At 40.3% G+C, this 19,828-nt stretch carries 16 protein-coding genes and 1 pseudogene; 14 read left to right on the top strand and 3 right to left on the bottom strand.

Translation table 11 applies throughout. The features are described 5' to 3' along the window. Window positions 1-10 precede the first annotated feature (10 nt). Window positions 11-1,150, top strand: coding sequence for a DHHW family protein (locus tag AAGS61_RS04945; RefSeq protein WP_391368152.1), 1,140 nt, complete (start codon window positions 11-13; stop codon window positions 1,148-1,150). A 54-nt stretch (window positions 1,151-1,204) separates the two neighbouring features. Here AAGS61_RS04945 and AAGS61_RS04940 read toward each other — a convergent pair whose 3' ends face one another. Next, window positions 1,205-2,425 carry a DNA cytosine methyltransferase gene (locus tag AAGS61_RS04940; protein WP_391368149.1) on the bottom strand — a complete coding sequence of 407 codons (1,221 nt, stop codon included), beginning with the start codon at window positions 2,423-2,425 and terminating at the stop codon, window positions 1,205-1,207. A 519-nt stretch (window positions 2,426-2,944) separates the two neighbouring features. On the opposite strand from AAGS61_RS04940, the gene AAGS61_RS04935 reads away from it, so the two are divergent. The 3 genes from AAGS61_RS04935 (at window position 2,945) to AAGS61_RS04925 (ending at window position 7,978) form a co-directional block, all read left to right on the top strand. Beyond that, entirely contained in the window at window positions 2,945-3,721 is a 777-nt protein-coding gene (locus AAGS61_RS04935; RefSeq protein ID WP_391368146.1) for a protein NO VEIN domain-containing protein, read from the top strand. 222 nt (window positions 3,722-3,943) lie between these two features. Then, complete coding sequence (locus tag AAGS61_RS04930; protein WP_391368143.1) at window positions 3,944-5,596, top strand: McrB family protein; 1,653 nt, start codon at window positions 3,944-3,946, stop codon at window positions 5,594-5,596. Window positions 5,597-5,608: 12 nt separating this feature from the next. After that, complete coding sequence (locus AAGS61_RS04925) at window positions 5,609-7,978, top strand: DUF2357 domain-containing protein (RefSeq protein WP_391368140.1); 2,370 nt, start codon at window positions 5,609-5,611, stop codon at window positions 7,976-7,978. Here AAGS61_RS04925 and AAGS61_RS04920 read toward each other — a convergent pair. Beyond that, window positions 7,965-8,384 (bottom strand): annotated as a pseudogene (locus tag AAGS61_RS04920) ((deoxy)nucleoside triphosphate pyrophosphohydrolase). The gene AAGS61_RS04925 and the pseudogene AAGS61_RS04920 sit on opposite strands and share 14 nt — an antisense overlap. Before the next feature lie 1,081 nt (window positions 8,385-9,465). Between AAGS61_RS04920 and tnpA the strand changes: the two are divergent. The 3 genes from tnpA to AAGS61_RS04905 all read left to right on the top strand — a co-directional run bounded on the left by tnpA (window position 9,466) and on the right by AAGS61_RS04905 (window position 12,034). Next, on the top strand, window positions 9,466-9,867 hold the full coding sequence (gene tnpA, locus AAGS61_RS04915; RefSeq protein WP_391368137.1) for an IS200/IS605 family transposase: 402 nt from the start codon (window positions 9,466-9,468) through the stop codon (window positions 9,865-9,867). A 5-nt stretch (window positions 9,868-9,872) separates the two neighbouring features. Beyond that, entirely contained in the window at window positions 9,873-11,303 is a 1,431-nt protein-coding gene (locus AAGS61_RS04910; RefSeq protein WP_391368134.1) for an RNA-guided endonuclease TnpB family protein, read from the top strand. 221 nt (window positions 11,304-11,524) lie between these two features. Further along, on the top strand, window positions 11,525-12,034 hold the full coding sequence (locus AAGS61_RS04905; protein ID WP_391368131.1) for a hypothetical protein: 510 nt from the start codon (window positions 11,525-11,527) through the stop codon (window positions 12,032-12,034). A gap of 75 nt (window positions 12,035-12,109) precedes the next feature. Here AAGS61_RS04905 and AAGS61_RS04900 read toward each other — a convergent pair whose 3' ends face one another. Further along, entirely contained in the window at window positions 12,110-12,268 is a 159-nt protein-coding gene (locus AAGS61_RS04900; RefSeq protein ID WP_391368128.1) for a hypothetical protein, read from the bottom strand. Between the two features lie 123 nt (window positions 12,269-12,391). Between AAGS61_RS04900 and AAGS61_RS04895 the strand changes: the two genes are divergently transcribed. From AAGS61_RS04895 to AAGS61_RS04865, 7 genes are all read left to right on the top strand, one after another. Beyond that, entirely contained in the window at window positions 12,392-13,135 is a 744-nt protein-coding gene (locus tag AAGS61_RS04895; protein ID WP_391368125.1) for a hypothetical protein, read from the top strand. 137 nt (window positions 13,136-13,272) lie between these two features. Next, window positions 13,273-14,280, top strand: coding sequence for a hypothetical protein (locus AAGS61_RS04890; protein WP_391368122.1), 1,008 nt, complete (start codon window positions 13,273-13,275; stop codon window positions 14,278-14,280). A gap of 160 nt (window positions 14,281-14,440) precedes the next feature. Beyond that, a complete protein-coding gene (locus tag AAGS61_RS04885) occupies window positions 14,441-15,376 on the top strand; it encodes an MBL fold metallo-hydrolase (RefSeq protein WP_391368119.1) in 936 nt (311 codons plus the stop codon). Window positions 15,377-15,388: 12 nt separating this feature from the next. Further along, window positions 15,389-16,534 (top strand): acyl-CoA dehydrogenase family protein, encoded by a 1,146-nt coding sequence (locus AAGS61_RS04880; RefSeq protein ID WP_391368116.1) that lies wholly within the window; start codon window positions 15,389-15,391, stop codon window positions 16,532-16,534. A 314-nt stretch (window positions 16,535-16,848) separates the two neighbouring features. Next, the gene (locus tag AAGS61_RS04875; RefSeq protein ID WP_391368113.1) at window positions 16,849-17,997 is read left to right on the top strand and encodes an acyl-CoA dehydrogenase family protein; all 1,149 of its coding nucleotides are present in this window, start codon (window positions 16,849-16,851) and stop codon (window positions 17,995-17,997) included. A gap of 10 nt (window positions 17,998-18,007) precedes the next feature. Next, window positions 18,008-18,598, top strand: a complete 591-nt coding sequence (locus AAGS61_RS04870) for a TetR/AcrR family transcriptional regulator (protein WP_391368111.1) — start codon at window positions 18,008-18,010, stop codon at window positions 18,596-18,598. Between the two features lie 22 nt (window positions 18,599-18,620). Continuing rightward, window positions 18,621-19,775: a TRAP transporter substrate-binding protein gene (locus AAGS61_RS04865; RefSeq protein ID WP_391368109.1), complete on the top strand. Its 1,155-nt coding sequence runs from the start codon at window positions 18,621-18,623 to the stop codon at window positions 19,773-19,775. Window positions 19,776-19,828 lie beyond the last annotated feature (53 nt).

Below are 19,828 nucleotides of genomic sequence, written 5' to 3'. Positions count from 1 at the left end.
AGGGAATCGTATGAAGCAGTATACCGAGCGATTATTCGTGTTTGGCTTTGTCGGTACGATGTTTCTAATGGCGCTCCTTTTTTTCATTTTGCCTCATCAACGCTTCTCTGAACTGGAAAATAGATATTTACAAGCGGCGCCACAGCTGACATGGGATAACCTACTATCGAAGCAATATGCCGAAGAGGTGGAAAGCTTCATCACGGATCATTTTCCGTTTCGGGACAAGTGGCTATGGGTGAAATCGACTGCAGAAAAGTACCGCTTGCAGCAGGAAAATAACGGCATTTATCAAGGGAAAGACGGCTATTTATTTGAAAAGTTTGTAGAGCCTGATTACGCGACAGTCGCGCACTATACCGAGGCGGTCAATGCATTTGCAGAGGGTCATCCAGAAGTGGCTATGACGTTTCTACTTGCCCCGACATCGATTGGTCTTTATCCGGAGCGGTTACCATGGTTAGCCCCGTCGTATTCGCAACGGAAGGTTAATCAATGGGTCGCCGGGCATATGCACAACGAAATCAAGTTTATGAATGGCTTTGATTTTCTCACACTACATGCAGCGGAGCCGATTTATTATCGGACTGACCATCACTGGACGACATATGGGGCGTATTTAGCCTATGTCGCGTATGCCGAGCAGCAAGGATGGCAGCCGCTGTCACCGCAACAATTTCACATTGAAACGGTCAGCCAGTCGTTTTTAGGCAGCTATCATACAAGAAGTCAATTTACGAATGTCACACCCGATCAAATCGACGTATACATCCCGCGTGATGCGGTCACGACCGAGATGTATATCGCGGATACCGATCAAACCGTGAACAGCCTATATGATCCCAGCTTTCTTGCCAAAAAGGATCAGTATGCTTATTTTCTAGGCGGGGTCCACGCGCTCATGAAGCTAACAACCGAGCTCTCTCCGCAACAGATTGACCAAGAGAAGCTACTCATCATCAAAGACTCGTATGCCCATAATGTCATCCCGTTTCTCACAAGGCATGTGCCGGAAATCCATGTCATCGATCTGCGCTATTATAATGGCAGCATTGATGCGTATTTGACGGAGCATGATATTCAAGACGTCTTGTTTTTATTCAACACGACTACATTTGTGGACGATGGATCTTTGTTGAAGTTGAAGTGATTAGGTGAATAAATTAGGGAAATCCCACTGCACAGGAGGCGGTGGGATTTTGTGTTAAAACAATTGTAATTGCTGTGTTTCATAAATGACACGGCTTTTCACACGTTCAACAGCCCATTTTGCAATCGGGTCAGCTACTGCTTTAGCGAGTAATACAGGAACGGCATTACCGATTTGCTTGTATTGCTTATCTAAGCGGTTATTTTCCGTTACATTCTGATTGCCGCCATCGCTAAATGTAAACCAATCCGGAAATGTTTGAATGCGGGCAATCTCCCGAACCGATAAACGGCGGTGTGCTTCCTCACCATCTGGGAAGCTCCACTCGTCCTTACCGACCTTTTCCATTGGTAAGCCACTCGGATGAAGAGGGGCTTGTCTACCAGATGCTTGAATCGTAAAGCTTTGCTCGTCCCAACGTTTCTTGCGGTTTCGGGACATATAAATGCTGGAATAGGAGCCTGTAAAATACGGACCGGGATTTGCCTCTAAATCCCCAATGGCTTCGCGCAATGTCACAAATGGCAACAATCCTTCTCCATGTGTTGGCTGCGGATAGTTATATTTAAAGCCAAGCCCTTTCTTCACACCGACGATAAACACCCGCTCCCGTAATTGCGGTACACCGTATTGTTCTGACGATAATAATTGATACTGCACATCATACCCACAGGCCGCAAAATCCTCGGTAATTTGTTTAATGACTTCACCTTTCCCAATCGTCATCAGTCCTTTCACGTTTTCTGCGACGAATACATCAGGCTTCGCTTGCGTAATGCAGCGGATGAAGTGAATGTATAGGAAGTTGCGCTCGTCGTCGATGAGTCTCAATCCGCCTTCGCTATAGCCGGTACACGGAAATCCGCCAATGACTAAATCCGCTTTTGGGAAGTGATGTACTTTCCTAATATCAATCGTTTGCTGAGCATTAGCAGGGAAATTGAATGAATAGGATTGATTTGCCTCTTTGAAACAATCAACTGTATAAATGGTATGAAAAATACTTTGATGACGAATGGCATTAAAATCTTCTTGTGAACGAAAAGCGGTCATCGCTTGTTCTTCCCCTATAGTCGCTACAAGTCCAGCTAATTCAAATCCAAGATCGAATCCACCACACCCAGAAAACAAACTGACGACATTGATTTTATCGTTTCGCCAGTCAATAGACGGGATCCCCTTCTCCATTTTCGTTTGATAAACACGTGCATATTCGGACGCAATCTTCTCCTGCAACACTTCTCGAATGTTTAGAACCTTGTTATCTATTGCCATAACCTCACCTTTTGCATGTAAACTGTAAGCACCATTCTAACAGGCCAGGTTGTACAAATCGGCCGAACGAAAGGGCCAAATTAACATGTTTTGTAATATTAATTAAGTAGATTATTGCCGCTTCTCATACAGAAGAAAAAGTTGTGCTAGGTATATCATGTGAACTGTATATTCAGCTCTTTCCAGTTGTCATTCGAAACCCCTGATAAAATTGAGATGAAAAAGCCAGGTTTCTTATTCCCATTAAATGAAGCTAATTGGATTGAGTATAAGTGTTTGTTAAGACTATAGGAAGTGATGAGGAAAGGATGTTTAGCTATTTGAATGAAATTTTAAAATTAGGAGAATTGCAGTGATGTTTAGATTAAAGTAAGAATTACGGATATAATGTTTATTTGTATATTATGGTATAAAATAACACTTAAGGAATAGGACTTATAAAGGGAAATGATGATAGGTATCTCCTCACATTAAAAATACACTATCAGAAATAATGCAATTGAAAAGGTGGCAAGAGGTATGAAACATAACCAAAAACTAGCACTAATTATTGCGTTTTATTTATCGAAATATGATCGAGAAGCTGTAGAAAAGCTAGGATATAAAAATTTTACCGAGGCCTTTAAAAGAATTGGTGACATTTTAGACGTAAAGCCAGCATCTATAAAGCAAATGAGAGAACAATTTGATCCGTATTTCGATAATCCACGCGTAGGCTGGTATCAAAGACCGCTGTCTCGAAGCCGTAAAGATGTGATGAATCAATATGGTGAATATAGTGAAGCAGCATTGCGAGAAGTGGTAAAGGACATTGTGAATTCGCTTCAGCTAGAAGAGCCTGTAAATAGCGTGTACACAGAATATATTTTAGAGGATGCTCTTGAAGTGAAGGAGGTTTTAGTACCCTATACGACACGAGGTATTACAGGGAAAGCCGCTGAAGAATTATTTTTAGAATTATACAGAGAAGGTCAAATTTTAAGTTTTTCAGCACCACTTGAAGATACTCGTGAACATGGAACAGGTTATGATTTTCGCATGAAGGAAGAGCCCTATTTTGTTTTTGAAGTAAAGGGGCTATATGAATCAGAAGGTGGTATTTTATTCACAGATCATGAGTGGAAAGTGGCACAAACTTTAGGTGAGTCCTATTTTGTTGTATTGTTAAGTAATTTAAAAGACCAAGCTCAAATTGATATTGTACATAATCCATACCAATTGTTAACACCAAAAATGAATGTTCAAGTGGCGACGCAGGTTAGTTGGTATGTGAGTAGTAGTGATTTTAAAAATTAGAGAAAGAGAAGCAATGTTATAGACCGTTTAAAGGTATGGAGTAGCCAACCTTATACCACATATAAGATTTTAAAAAGTTTGCTCAAATGACGAAGTAGTGCGACAGAAAAAGGGGAATAGCTATTAAAAAAGGGGACGTTTAGATAAAGTGTAATATATGTGAAACAGGCAATATGCATCATGAATTGATTTTAAGCAAATTTCAAGAAGAGGATGTCATGATTGCAACAACAGGGAGCTTATTATATTGAAAATGAAGGTGATGCTATGGCTTACAGCTCAGAAAAGGGAAATGTAAATGTAGATGTTTTACATAACGAATTGAAACTGAATAGAAAAGGTGCCGAAGTTGTATTCCAAAATGATGATTTATTTGTAATTTCGCCATCTATTCAAAACGGTGCGAATTGGTTTGATATACGAAAACTGAATTTAGATCGATTTAAAATGAGCAATAAAAAAGGATTACTAATATTACGACATGAGCAACATTTTTTATTCGCTGATTTACATGATTTTGCATTACAACTTATGAAAGAGACATATTTACGAAGTAGTAAAACTGGTGGGGAACATTGGAAATTTAATATAGAGAATCTCGATGCACAATACTTTGTTTATAACCAAGGTAATCGAAATCTTTTATATACAATGAGATATTCTGATAAACAAACGTTAAAAAATGATATAGAAAAGATGTCGAAAAAAATCACTCCTTATCAGCTCAATAATCAAGAAGAGTTTAATAATGAGGTAAACGAGGAAGGAATGAATTTAGTATTTACCAACTTAGATGATAAGGAAGTATTAGAACATACCCACTCCTACCTAACCTCCCGCGGCTTCCTTTATTCCAAAGAAAACATCGCCAACCTGTACCTCTCCCTTCGCAGTAAACCGTTTGTTATTATTTCTGGTATTTCGGGGACGGGGAAGACGAAGATTGTGCAGTTGTTTGCGGAGAGTGTGGGGGCGACGGAGGCGAATAGGCAGTTTAAGTTGATTTCGGTGCGTCCGGATTGGAGTGATAGCTCGGACTTGCTTGGGTATAAAAATTTGCAGGATCAGTTTGTGGAGGGGCAGTTGACGGAGATGGTGAAGCGGGCGCATGCTAATCCGCAGCTTCCGTATTTTGTTTTGCTGGATGAGATGAATTTAGCTCGAGTGGAGTATTATTTGAGTGAGTTTTTAAGTATTATGGAGAGCCGTCGAGTAGGAGAGGATGGGGAAGTCGTTTCCTCTATACTTGTGACAACGAATGACGGAGCATTTTCGTTGCCGAATAATCTGTACATCATCGGGACGGTGAACATGGACGAGACGACACATTCATTCAGTAAAAAGGTGCTGGACCGTGCCAATACAATTGAATTCAATGATATCCAACTCAATCATTTTGCGATGTTTGAGCAAGACGAGGAAGAGGTAGCTGCCGTTCGTGTAGGGAACGAGCAGTTTGAATCGAAATATCTTTATTTAAAGCAAGCTTATGCAGAAAATAAGGAGCTAGTTCAACAGGTTTCTGTGCAACTAGAGAAAATGAATGAACAACTCCAAATGATTTATGCACAAGTCGGTTATCGTGTACGAGATGAAATTTGCTTTTACATGCTGTATAACGATGAGATGCAGCTACTGTCTGAAGAGGAAGCATTTGATTGTTGTGTGATGCAAAAGATTTTACCGCGCATTTCCGGCGCTGATTCGACTGTGGATGACTTGCTTAAGAACTTATATAAGCAGTTTACAGGAAAAGCATATGAGAAAGATAAAGTAGTGTCAGAAGATGCACCTTATCCACGTAGTGCGAAAAAAGTAGTGGAAATGTTAAACCGATTATATAAAGATGGCTTTACGTCATTTTGGGTTTCATAAGGAGGCGGTATGATGCTCCAGTCGACAAAAGAAATAGAGTTATTAGTCATTGAAGCGACAGAGGTAACCGTTGTATTGAAAGGAAAGATTGATACAAGAAAGCATCGTTCCGCAACAGGGTTTATTCCGATGACCTTTTCGACAGATGTCAATGCCGATGTGCAACTGTATCATACGGAAAAAGAACAGTTAACCCCTTTTGAACCGAATCAAATGGCACCGATTTTTTTCGAGAATGGCAATTATGAAATTATCATTTTACCGAAAACTGAGGATGCATTTAGCTTTGATCATGAGTATGAGCCGTTTCGAAATGCCGTCACAAAGCTTTCGCGGTCTAATATTCTAACGGGGAATCTGCATTTTCGAAATGAAGTCGGCTTATCGACAATGAACATTTTAAAAAATGGGCAACCGCTTTTTTCATTTACCATCGAAGTATTTCCGACGAAGCTGGATTATCAAAAGGATTATACGGCATTACTTGATGAAGTGAATGCAGAAATTTATAATTTGGCGTTTAGTTTTATTCGTCGTACCCATTTACGAGCAAGTCGAAAGCAATATAAAGAACCGTCGTTGACCGAGTTTTATCGTATTTTGAGCGAGCATTTTGAGGAGTACATACAAGCTATCCGTAATGTTGAACGGTTTCCACATCATCAGATCGTCACAACGTATGAGGAGGTGCGCGGTGATCGTTTGCGCAAGCAGGATAGTAAGGGGCGGGCGTATTTACGTAAAAATGCCCATCGCTTTGTAGATGTTGCAAGTGGATTGCCGTTAGCGAATCGAACGGTGATGCCAGAAAAGGGCTTACTTCAGAAGAAGCAACAGACATATGATACCCACGAAAATCGCTATGTAAAATGGACGATGCATCGTATTCGAGCGCGGATTGGACACGTAAAAGAAAAAGTGTTGAAGTCTTATAAAAGTCGGAATGTAAGTCCAGACTCGGCGTTGTTACAACTGTTAGAGCACATGGAGCAACAGCTAGGTATTCATTTAAGAAAGCCATTATGGAAACAGGTCGGGCAGCTCGACCGTTCGGTGTATAGTTTAGTAATGCAGATGGGAACGGGTTACCGAGAAGTATTTCAAATCTATGCCATTCTTTCGCAAAGCCTTGTGCTGCACGGGGATATTTATAAAATGTCGGTAAAAGATATTGCGACACTTTATGAATACTGGACGTTCCTGAAGCTGGGGCAAATCTTATCGGATAAATGTATTGGACTAGAACAGGATATTGTACGTGTGAACCGAAACGGCTTATATGTAAACTTAAAACAAAATCAAACGGCTACTCGCACATTTAAGCACCCATTAACAGAAGAAGTGGTGACACTGCGTTATCAATATAAGCCAGAGAAGAACTTACCGACTGTTCAGCAAAAACCTGATTCGATGCTCAGTATTGCAAAGAAGGGGAAAGATTATTTATTCCAATATATTTTTGATGCTAAGTACCGCATTAATGTAGAGGGACAACCTGGACCAATGGAAGAGGATATTAATACGATGCATCGTTACCGGGATTCGATTGTTGTAGAGCAGGGCGGTACATATGAGCGCACGGCTTTTGGGGCATATGTGCTGTTTCCATGGAATGATGAAGGGGCGTATCGTGCGCATCCACTGTATAAAAGTATCGAAAAAGTCAATATTGGTGGGCTTCCGTTTTTACCGCACCACACGGGACTTGTAGAAGAAGTGATCGATAATTTACTGAATAAAAGCGCGGATGAATTACAGCGTGAAGGCATTTTACCAAGAGGGACGATCAGCTACTTGCAGGAGCAGGAAGGGACTGTACTTGTCGTGCATGAAAGCCATGTAGTGAATCAAGAGGTGCTAGTAGAAGATACGGTTTCTACATGGATTGACATAGCCAATGCATCTTTACCAGAAGGATATCGGGCTATTAAACAGATGGCTATCGGAAACAATCAAGGTGTGCATACAATTGCGAATGCTCAATTTGTACAAAGTGATGCATCTAAAGTAACGTTTTATTTGGACTATATAGAGCCGCATACGCTGTTATTAAAAGATTCTTATGAATGGGTGGCGCCGTTTGCTGTCAATATGAAAAGCTTTGACTTGGCTGATGCCTTTTCAGAGCTGTTTGTTCAAGAGAGAGAACTTGAATTATTCAAGATGTTCCGCCGGCTATCAAAAGATGTACAGGTGCAGTTAGGCCAGCGACATATTACGAGCATGAGCAAGGTGGAACGATTTATTGTAGGAGACAAAGTTTTTATTCTACAGGGAGAGAAGCTTATTTATGAGGGAATTGAAATAGCGATTACCGGTCGCCCGATATATGAAATTTTTGAGCAAGTAACGATGGTGTTAGGCATTTCTACTGTAGAGTAGGGATGCTTTTTTCCTTTTCACGTATTAATTTCTCCACCGCCGGAATATCTGCAGGGGCGAAATTAAGTGAACGTAATTGATGACGAGGGACCCATCTTGTCTCAGCATGCTCTAAAGCAGTATGGGTGCCCGTTAAAATTGTCGACATATAGGTTTCAAGGCGTACAATCACTTTTTCATATTCGTATGTTGTATCTTCTACTTTTTTACCAACGGCAATTTCGCAGTTCAATTCTTCTTGAATTTCACGAATAAGTGCCTGCTCCGGTGTTTCATTGGCCTCAATTTTTCCACCAGGGAATTCCTAATAGTTCGGTAAAGACATTGCGGGACTTCTTAAAGCACAAAAAATTTCCTGTTTTTCATTTTCAATAATCGCCCCTACAACGTGTACGGTTTTTTTCATGTAAATCATCCTTCCTATATAAAAATAGTATACCCAACTGTGTAACGGCATGCAGCGCAAAGTAAAATAGTGCTAATTAGTGCAAGGTTTCTTTATTGTGTTCAGCAAGGAGTGACGATGATGAAGTAAATTGTCATCAAAATTGCACATGGTTTAGTCGTACAAGTAATCGCGGAGGAAGAAGTAGAGCTGGTCATCCTGAATGTAGACGGAGGACATAAGGATCAAGAAATGGTGATGAATGGATGTGGTTATTTTGTAGAGGAATATGTAGCAGATGTTAATAAAAGAGAGATTGAGGTCATTAAAAAAGCGTTACGACAGAGAGGGTGAATACATGAACTCACCTACGCTTATGATTTTGCAGAGAGGAAGCATTTTTCCCCTGCAATTGCTGAATGCGAATAATTTTTTTCTATAATTCCGCCATATAGCGAAATCGAGATACAACTTATTCATAAATAAATGCCAAAATAGGACTTTGTGCATAAATGGCGCTTATTTATATTTAAGTCGTATATCAAAATCGATCAATTGAAATTTTGGAGTTTTTTGAAGTGGGCGTATTATTTTTTCTGTTGAAAAATTGCAAGTAGGAATTGATTTTTATTGTGATAAACAAGAAAGTATTATTTGTGAAAATAATAGGCTGCAGTTGATGGTGCTATCTTTTTTGAAAAGAGACTTCATTTTGTTCGTTTTTTATCTGAAAAGGTGTTTTTTTGCTCACTTCTTTTTTAGTAAATATCTCTGTTATTTAACATAGTAGCTATTCGTAGAGCACATGATTTCGCATAAAAATATGTATTTTTTCTCTTAAAATGGAGTGGTGTGTATAGTATCATCTGAAAAATTAACGAAAAAGGAGCCAATACCTTGAAAAATACATTACTGATGCAAATCGACATATCTTACACATTAAAATTTTTGATTTACCTATTTTCCGAACAGGAAAGCCTTTGCCTTTAGGCTTGGGATGAAAGTGAGGTCAGATAAGGAGCGCCAAAACCGGTGCTCTAATTATCTGAATTTTTAATGTATTTAAGTTGCAGTTTAATAATTGAACTGATACAATCAATATATGTTAAATGAATATAGAAGAACTAAAACAACTGTGTCATTAATTAATTATCATTTTGTGTTTTGTCCGAGATATAGGAGAAAAATTTTTCTCAACAGTAAAGTTGAAGAACGCTTCAAAACATTGGTTCAAGAGATTTGCGAAGAATTAGAAATCGAAGTCATTGCAATGGAATGCGATAAAGACCATGTGCATTTGTTTTTAAATACACTACCAACATTTAGTCCAACAGACATAATGGCAAAAATAAAAGGAGTGACTTCTAAAAAGTTGAGAGAGGAATTCCCTCATCTTCAACATTTGCCAAGTCTATGGACGCGTTCTTATTTTGTTTCAACTGCTGGAAACGTATCAAGCGAAACTATTAGACGTTATGTAGAAAATCAAAAAACGAGGGGGTGAATGCGATGTCAACGCCAAGCTATGTATTAACGTTGCGCTTAAAAACAGAATCTTTCCAAGATGATATTCTAGATAAACGTTTTGAAATTTCTCGCAAGATATACAATGCCTGCGTGAATGAATTATACAAACGTTATCGCACTATGCAACAATCAAAATCCTATCAAAAAGCCAAAAAGATGAAAAAAGGAAAAGAGAGAAATGCTATTTTTTCGAAGTTGAATGTACAGTTTGGGTTGACAGAGTATTCTATTCACGCTTTTTTAACACCTATGAGTCAACGATTCAAACAAAATATAGATTCACAAGCTGGTCAAAAAATGGGAACAAGGGCTTTTCAAGCTTTTAAAAAAATGATGTTTGGTGAAGCGAAGAAAGTATATTTTAAACGCTACGGAGAGATGGAATCCGTTGAAGGTAAATCAAATAAAACGGGTATCCGCTTCGTAAACGATCTGTTGACTTGGAAAGGTCTTTCTATTCCTGTTATTGTTCGAAAACAAGATGCATATGCTCATTTAGCACTTCAAGATAAAGTGAAGTACGTTCGTATTAAACGAGTGTTTCTAAAAGGAAAATATGTATATTATGCTCAACTTATATTAGAAGGCATTCCGCCGCAATCGTATAACTCAGAGGGATTAAAGCAACAGGTAGGCATTGGCAGAGTAGGAATCGATATAGGTACTTCGACTGTCGCAGCAAGCTCCGAGAAACAAGTAATGCTAAAGATTTTGGCTCCTAATGTGGTTCATTGTGAAAAAGCCATTCAACGAATTCAACGCAAAATGGATAGAAGTAAAAGAGCGACAAACCCTTTAAAATATAATGATGATGGAACAATCAATCGTAGTCATCGAGAAAGATGGGTATATTCGAATCGTTATGTTGAACTACGAAATCAATATCGAGAGTTGCATCGTAAGAACCGAATGGTAAGAAAACAAGACCATGAAACATTGTCTAATCAACTGTTATCTATGGGCGATACAATTTTCGTAGAAACAATGCCCTTTAAAGGACTTCAAAAACGAAGTAAAAAAACAGAGAAAAATAAAAAAGGTCGATTTAAGAAGAAGAAAAGGTTTGGAAGAACCTTATCGAATCGTGCTCCTTCTATGCTTTTAAGTTGCCTAGAACGTAAGTTAAAGTATAATGGTTTGAAATTAAACAAAGTGAATACAACTAAAGTAAAAGCGAGTCAATATAATCATTTTGATGATACGTATACAAAAAAATCATTGAGCAAGCGTTGGAATGACTTCGATGGCATCAAAGTCCAACGAGATTTGTATTCAGCTTTCCTTTTGATGAACATGGTTAATGATAAAGATTTAGATAAAATAGATAGAGATTTATGCTTTAAAACATTCGATTTATTCCTTAAAAATCACGATGCATTAATTAGTAAACTAAAAAAGAATCCCATACGCTGAAAAGTATGGGGATAAGGTAAACGATAAAAACGGTTTAGGCATGAGCCGGTGCGAACGCTAATGATGGCAAAGGTCGTCTTGTTCGTTGAAGTCTAAAGGAAATAAGAACGTGTCTTTATGTTGTACCCAACCAGTTTCATCGGTTGATGGGAGAGTAAAGAAGAAATCTTTTGTACTTTAGAACCCCACTCATTCATGGGTGGGAGTGTCAGCTACAAAATATGTACATGAACCAAGGGCAGCAGGAAGACCAATTGAAATTTCCGTATATGCCGATCACAGTAGCTTTTCATGAAGACTTTGAAGTGGCCTATCAAGTATTGTGGAAGGAAGCCTCACGAAGAATCGCGGAGTATGGTCATAGTGATTTAGATATGTTTTATAAGGAAAAAGAGTCGTTTTTCGGAAGGTTGTTCGCGTCCGATGCTGTTGGCTTCAAAGATTTCCATACGATTTATAAAACTTTTACCGTGTGGTGGGACAGTTTAGCCGGCGGTTTTTCAGTAGAACGATCGATTGATGACAGAGTAGAACAGGTATATAGAGATTTAGTAAATTCTTTAGCACAAGCAGGGAAATTGCCACAAAAGCCATTGCATATTAGTGTGCTTTATGACGACTGTTTATTAGGGAATGAAGAGCATTTTTCCTATTTTGCCATTGTGCCTATAAACGGTTTTGTTGTGCAGTATAAAGCGGTCGTTTTGAAATTGCAGGGATGTATGGAGTAGTGGGGAAGGTGGTACGTCCCTGGTACAAAGATGGTACGTCCCTGGTACAAAGGTGGTACCGGGGACGTACGATTGTTATTCGTTATTATGTTGTTGTTGTTTTTCGTAGTGTGGCTGTTGCACATTATTGTGAATCACTTGGTTAAACTCCGCTGAATATTCCTCGCGCTGCTTCTTTTTAGGATGAACGTCTTGCTTTTTCTTTTTGAAGCTTGTTTTTTCTTTTTTCGCCATGTCTGTTCACCTCCTCGCAACTAATGTGTACAGGAGAGAAGGATTTATGCTTGAGATTTTTATTTGAGATGAAGTAAAGGGATAAAACCTATCACCCGTGGAAAAATAACCATGGTGATGAAAATGAAAAAACTATCGATTCTGTTAACTGTTTTCACGTTGCTACTTTTACCGATTCAATCTGTCATGGCAAAACCTAATAGTGATGATGTAGTGAGTGATTTTATGATGGCGTTAGTGAAAAAGGATGAAAAGCGGGCTATGTCTTATGTAGCTGCTGACACTAAAATCCCTGAGATTAGGGAGGTTACATCGATCAAGCGTTTTTCAGGTTTGCCTTCGCCTACAGAACAGATGAGAGTTGTCATTGCATATTTTGACGATGGCGAAAATATCGCTGAAAGAATCGCTTTTATTTGGGAAGTGACAACGAATCAAGAAAAAATAACCGACATTCGAGTTGTTTATGATGGAGCGAATCCGTTTATGAATGAGGGAGCAATCATAAAAGAATATGAAGCGAAGCATAAAACGAAGATACTAAAAGCATCTGAATTTCCTTTTACGATTACGCATGTTGAAGGAAATATAGAAAAAGATATGCTAGTGCTAACCTATCAAAATGCGGATACTAATCAATCGTTCCAGGTGAAGATCGTACCGAATGCTGAGGAGGCACTCGAAGGCGAGGGTAATCAATTGTATACGTTGGAAAATGGTCGCCAAGTATTGTATCACTCGAATGCTGCTATTCCTCAGTTGGTGTTTCAACATCATGATTTTACGTATTCAGTCAGCGTACATGCTACAGTAAAACAAACGATTACCGTAGAGGATTTGCTGCTAATTGCTAACTCAATGTTTTAAAACGAATGATGGCGTTGATCCAAGAAGGATTGACGCTTTATTTTTGTAAAACTAATCATTTCCTCTCCTGATTTTACCTATTTTTAACCTTCATCTGGTATTGTCTAGCTATTATATGGTAGAAAGGTGTGCGTTTTTTGAAGATTGCGAGAGGGATCTGGTTACTCGTGTTCGCGCTAATGCTCGGGGCATGTGGCGATGAATGGTTAGAGGAAGAGGAAACGAGCAAGGTACAGGTTGAAACAGCGAGTACGCAAACAGAGGATGCTGCTAACTATGTAGATGAGGAGCTTGAAATGGTCGACCTGGTTGGAGATGGCTGTAAAGAGGGCGAGGTGTATATCGAGGAGGACGATGTATGTTCGCTTGTGGTGGCATGTGATGACCCAGAAGGCTGTGTTGAGTGGGGCGACGAGCTTGTGTCGGTGCTGGAGGAGGAGTACGGTTCGCTCGTGTATGAGGAGTCCGTGCCAGAGCCATTTGACGGGTTAGATACGATTGCGGTGTATGAGGTAGATCTCGAAACAGAGGAACTGTATGCAGATGCCAATATCGATGATGAGACAATGGAGTATCATGCAGGGCTTTGGTATAGCTATGCTTGGATTATTCCGGAGCATGCGAGACCAGAGATGGACCGCTTTGAAGTATTTCAAAGTGGTGACCGTTTAGCGCATGTATATATACATGACGAAACAGCGGCTTCTCAATGGACGCTCGGTATTAACAATGAGCATCAAGAATACGCATCTGAATCCATGGTGACGTATATTCACGAATTTGCGCATTTGCTGTCATTGCGTGAGACGGAAGTCGATTATTATTCAGAGGCTTGTGAAACCTCTTTAATTGAAGAGTATTGTTATTTTGATGATGCGTATATTGCGGATTTCTATCATCAGTTTTATGCAGATGGTAAGGCAGCGTACACAGAGGATCATTATGTAACGGAATACGCGGAGACAACGATTGTCGAGGATTTCGCAGAGACATTTGCGCATTTTGTGTTAACGGCCTATCCAGCTGGTGACACATTGGTGGAAGAAAAAATTCGATTCTTCTATCAATATGAAAATCTAATAGAGCTACGTGCGGAAATGTTAGGTCGTGCTGCTACGTGGATGGATCGGATTGTTGTCGAGTAATACGAAAGCGTTTGAACATGAATTTGTTCAGGCGCTTTTTTTCTGTCCCTTTTTTGTGCTCATGATGGGAAGTGGTGATGTAGGAATCATCCATCCGGTATTTGAAACATATAAAGTCTAGTAGGGAAAATAGATAATCATTGTGAAAGGGGGATTGTATATGTTGCAAGAGCTAGGGGTGCAGCAAGTAACAATACCATTACCATATCGTTTAAATCATGTGAATGGTTTTATCGCAGAAGGAGCAAATGGTTGGACTATCATCGATGCGGGATTAAATACGGAACAGACCGCAAAGCTGTGGGCACCGATTATTGAAGCACGTGAAATAGGCGATATGTTGATTACCCACCATCATCCAGACCATTTTGGCTATGCGGGCACGCTGCAACAGTTGACAAATGCGTCTGTTTGGATGACCGAAATCGAAGCACAGCAAGGCTTGTCCTTTTGGCAACCGGCGTTCACGGAAAGGATGAAACAGACGTCTTATACGTTTGGTTTTCATGATGCCACGTTCTCTGACACGTTCACAGTGGAGGGCGAAAGCTTCGTTCAACCGTATCCTGTGGTGAATCAATACTTGGAAGAGGGACAAGTCATTCCGTTTGGCAAGTATGAATATGAAGTGCTCATCACACCCGGTCATTCAGACGGGTTAATCACGTTATTTAATGAAGAACAAAGCATTCTTTTTTCGACGGATCATATTTTGCCGCATATTTCACCGAACATTTCGTACTGGTTTGAGGGGGAAGAAAATCCTTTAGGGTCGTATTTTGCCTCACTGGAGAAAATACGCGCACTCGATGTGGACCGAATCATTCCTTCGCATGGACAACCATTTCGCCGTGGGAATGAACGAATTGAGCAATTAATCGCGCATCACAAGGAGCGTTTAGCGCAAACATATGAAGTCATTCAACACCCGGTCTCTATTTTTGAAGCAAATGCACAGCTATTTAGTCAAGTGCTGACAGCTCATGAGTACCGCTTTGCAATTGGTGAAACAATTGCCCATTTAGAATATTTGTATCATCAAAAACAATGCCAAAAGAGCTGCGAAAAGGGTGTTTGGTATTATCAAGCAAGGTAAGGGGGAGTGTAGATGAGTAAACCGTATTTATTGGAAGAGCATCATATTTTCCGCAAGGCTTTTCGTCAGTTTCTGGCCCAGCATGCGGCACCATATTTTGAACAGTGGGAGCAGGACAAGCAAGTGCCACGGTCCTTTTGGTTAGAGGCAGGAAAGCACGGATTTCTTTGTCCGTGGGCAGCGGAGAAGTATGGTGGCGCGGAGGCGGATTTTGCTTATTCCGTTATTATTAATGAGGAGCTGTCTACAATTGGCGCAGGGCTAGGCGGTGTGGGGCTGCATAATGATATTGTGATGCCGTATATTCAAGATTTTGGGTCTGAGGAGCAAAAGGAAAGATGGCTCCCGAAAGCCGTCAGTGGCGAGATTATTTCAGCGATTGCGATGACAGAGCCAGGCGCCGGGTCAGATTTAGCAGGTGTGAAGACGACGGCGGTGAAAGACGGCGACCATTATCTCATCAATGGAGAAAAGACGTTTATTACAAATGGCTATTCAGCGGATTTAGTGTTAGTCGTTTGTATTACTGATCCACAGGCACAGCCGATTCATAAAGGGATTAGCTTAATCGCCGTGGAGGCAGGAACGCCAGGATTTACAAAAGGGCATAAGCTGCAGAAAGTAGGACAACATGCAAACGATACATCGGAGCTGATTTTTGATAATGTGGTGGTGCCAAAGGAAAACTTGATTGGGCAAGAGGGCATGGGCTTTTACTATTTAATGCAAAAACTACAGCAAGAGCGCTTAATTTTAGCGATTGGAACGGGAGCAGAAATGAAGCGCATGCTCGATATGACGGTGGACTATGTGAAGCAACGTACCGCTTTTGGGAAACCAATTAGCAAATTCCAAAACACACAGTTCAAACTCGCAGAAATGGCGACGAATATTACGATCGGGGAAACATTTGTCGATCGGCTTATTCAGGATCATATGACGGGGAAGGATATCGTGACGGAAGTATCGATGGCGAAGTGGTGGATGACCGATTTAGCACAAAATGTGGCAGTGGAATGCATGCAGCTTCATGGTGGCTACGGCTATATGGAAGAATACGAGATTGCGAGAAGATACCGCGATGTCGCAGTCGGTTCCATTTATGCCGGCACGAATGAAATCATGAAACAAATTATTGCGAAGAATATGGGGTTGTGAGATGGGGGTACCAGCGTAGTACCTGGTACGAAGGTGGTACAAAGGTGGTACTACGACGGTACAAAGGCGGTACCACATAGCTCGCTCTATTTTAGAGCGAGCTATATTAATTCTACAGACTATTTTACGAGGCGTATATGTCAATCACTTTGTCGAATGTTGCGTAAAGTTTTTTTCGTTGATGTAACATGTGAGCATGCATTCTTACATATATATTAAAAATTAAATGCAGTTCAAATTTTAACCATAGTTCAAATTATGATTGTCATCATAGTTTTCTACGGGAAATGTACTGTTAAAAGGGAGAGTGACAGATGGAGTTATTTGATATGAATACAGAGCAACGAGAGTTTCGAAAGGCGCTTCGAAAAATGCTAGAGAAAGAGGCGTTTCCTTATTTTAAAGAGTGGGAGGAACAGCGAGATATTCCACGTGCTTTTTGGGAGAAGCTCGGAGAACATGGTTTTTTAATGCCGTGGGTAGAGGAACAGTATGGCGGTTTAGGGGTAGATTTCAGTTATTCCGCTATTTTAACAGAGGAGCTAGAGAAAGTTGGCGTTGGCGTATCGAGTGGCATTTCGCTACATGCGGATATCGTCTGTCCTTACATCGCGGATTATGGCACAGCGGAACAAAAAAAGAAGTGGTTACCAAAAAGCGTAGCGGGGCAATTGATTAGCGCGATTGCGATGACAGAGCCGGGTGCGGGGTCAGACTTGGCAGGTGTAAAAACGGTCGCCAAACAACAGGGCGATTACTACATTTTAAATGGCTCGAAAACCTTCATTACAAATGGGGGGAAAGCGGATTTTATCGTCGTTGTTTGTAAGACAGACCCAGATGCGAAGCCGGCGTATAGGGGCATTAGCTTACTTGTTGTAGAATCGGATACACCGGGATTTAAACGAGGAAAGCAACTCGAAAAAATCGGGATGCATAGCGGTGATACAGCGGAGCTAATCTTTGAGGATGCCAAAGTACCAGTCAGCAATCTCATAGGACAAGAGGGCAAAGGCTTTTATTACTTAATGGACAAGCTCCAGCAAGAGCGGCTGCTTGTTGCGTTACAGGTGATGGTAGAAGCAGAAGAAATACTGAAGCTAACGATCCAGTATGTCAAAGAACGCCAAGCATTTGGTAGTCGCATTGCAGACTTCCAAAATACACGCTTTAAAATTGCTGAAATGGCAACGGAAATTGAGCTAGGGCGTAGTTATATCAATCAGCTAGTGCAAAAACATATACAAAAAGAAGAAATTGTGAAAGAAGTGTCCATGGCCAAATGGTGGATTAGCGAAATGGCGAAGAGAGTGGCAGCAGAGTGCCTGCAGCTACATGGAGGATATGGCTATATGGAAGAATACGAGATTGCAAGGAGATACCGTGATATGCCCGTGACATCCATTTACGCAGGCACAACCGAGGTCATGAAAGGCATTATCGCGAAGAAATTGCTGGATTAGAGGTGTAGTCATGCGAATAAGTGAAAAAAGAGCTCAGAAAAAAAGGGAAGAGATTTTAAAATCTGCATTAGCCATTGTCAATAAGAAGGGCTATGAAGGAACGACCATGGAGGAAATTGCAGCGGGATTACTTATGACAAAAGGGTCTCTTTACTATTATTTTAAAAATAAAGATGACCTAATCTTTCAATGTCATAACTTCGTATTAAGCAAGGCTGTGAAAGAACATGAGGATTGCTTACAAGATGAAAGAATAAAATCAGCAGAAGAGACGCTAACCAAAATGATTCAAATCCACATGCACTATGCTCTTCATGAAAAGGAAAGCTTCAACCTCATTATTGAGCCTCAGAAAGCATATAAGGCAGAGTATTTGGAGCCCGTTTTACAGTTGCGAAGACATTATGCAGGCTTATTTGATGAAATTATTAAAAGAGGCGTGGGGAGTGGTGAATTTACGGTACAAGAGCCAATCATTTCAAGGCAATTTATATTAGGTGGTTTAAATTGGGTACAACAGTGGGTAAGGTCACGTGGGCGTCTCGCGTACGATGAGATTACGGATTTATTCGTCAAATATATTCTGAAAATTCTGAAATAGAAAATATATCGGGGGGAATACAATGAAAAAATCTTTCATGTTGTTTGGTTTATTGCTTTTAGTCCTTGTATTAGTCGCATGTGGAGGTACAACAAATGAATCTACAGAAAATATGGAACCTGTATCTGGCGATAATGATGCCGCTGCAACAACGCAGGAAAAATTAAAATTCCGTGCATCCTCAGGGGTACCAGATAAGCACTTTTGGTATCGCGGTATGTTTAAGCCATTAACGGATGCGGTAGCAGCAGATACAAACGATCAAATTACATTTGATGTATTTAATGCAGGTGAATTAGTAGAGCTTGGTAACGAGTATGATGCATTATTATCAGGTCAAATCGATATTGCCTTAACACTTATGCCGCCATATGACCCAGCACGCTTTCCGTATACAGAAGCAGTGATGTTGCCGCTCCTTTCTTCGGATGCAGAAATTGCGCAGAAGGCATTTGCGAATGTTATGAGCAGTGACCGCGCAATTAAAGACGGCAAAACGTATTATGAGCTAGAGTTTGGCGATAAAGGATTAGTCGCATTTGCTAACCCACCGACAGAGCCATATGTATTCTCTACGACGAAAACTAACTTTGAAAGTGTAAGCGATTTCACGCAATCAATTCGCATTCGTACGGCATCACGTGTACATGAAATTTTATCGAAGGAATTAGGGATTACGGGGCAATCACTCCCAATTTCAGATGCTTATGATGCACTAAGTCGTAATGCATTAGACGGTATACTTTACAATGCACCGGACTGGATTGCATTTGGCTTAGACGAAGTCATTAAATATACAATTACAGGGGCGAACTTCGGGCATTTTGTAGGACATACAGCGATGACGGAATCTACGTGGAATAAGCTAACGCCAGAAGTACAAGAAATTTTCCAAAAGCGTGCACTGGAAGCAGCAGCTGGTGGTGCCACATTAACGAAGAGCGAAACACAACAAAATATTGACTCTAATATTGCAAAAGGCGGGAAAATTATCGAATTTGATGATGTAAATCCAGAAGTAAAATCATTAATTGAGGAAGCCATTGTGAATTCTTGGACACAGTGGATTAGTAATCTAGAAGCACAAGGTCATGCAGGAAAAGAAATGGCGTTACTTTGGAGAGATGAGCTAGTAAAAGTAGGTGCAACACTTCCACAAGAGATTATGGATTTATAATTGCTCAATACAAGCCGTCTGGCGGAACCGTTACGAACACTGCAAGAGCAATA

It is taken from the genome of Lysinibacillus sp. KU-BSD001 (genome assembly GCF_042920265.1).
Classification (GTDB): domain Bacteria; phylum Bacillota; class Bacilli; order Bacillales_A; family Planococcaceae; genus Lysinibacillus_B.
This window is presented reverse-complemented; position numbering and strand designations above follow the sequence as displayed.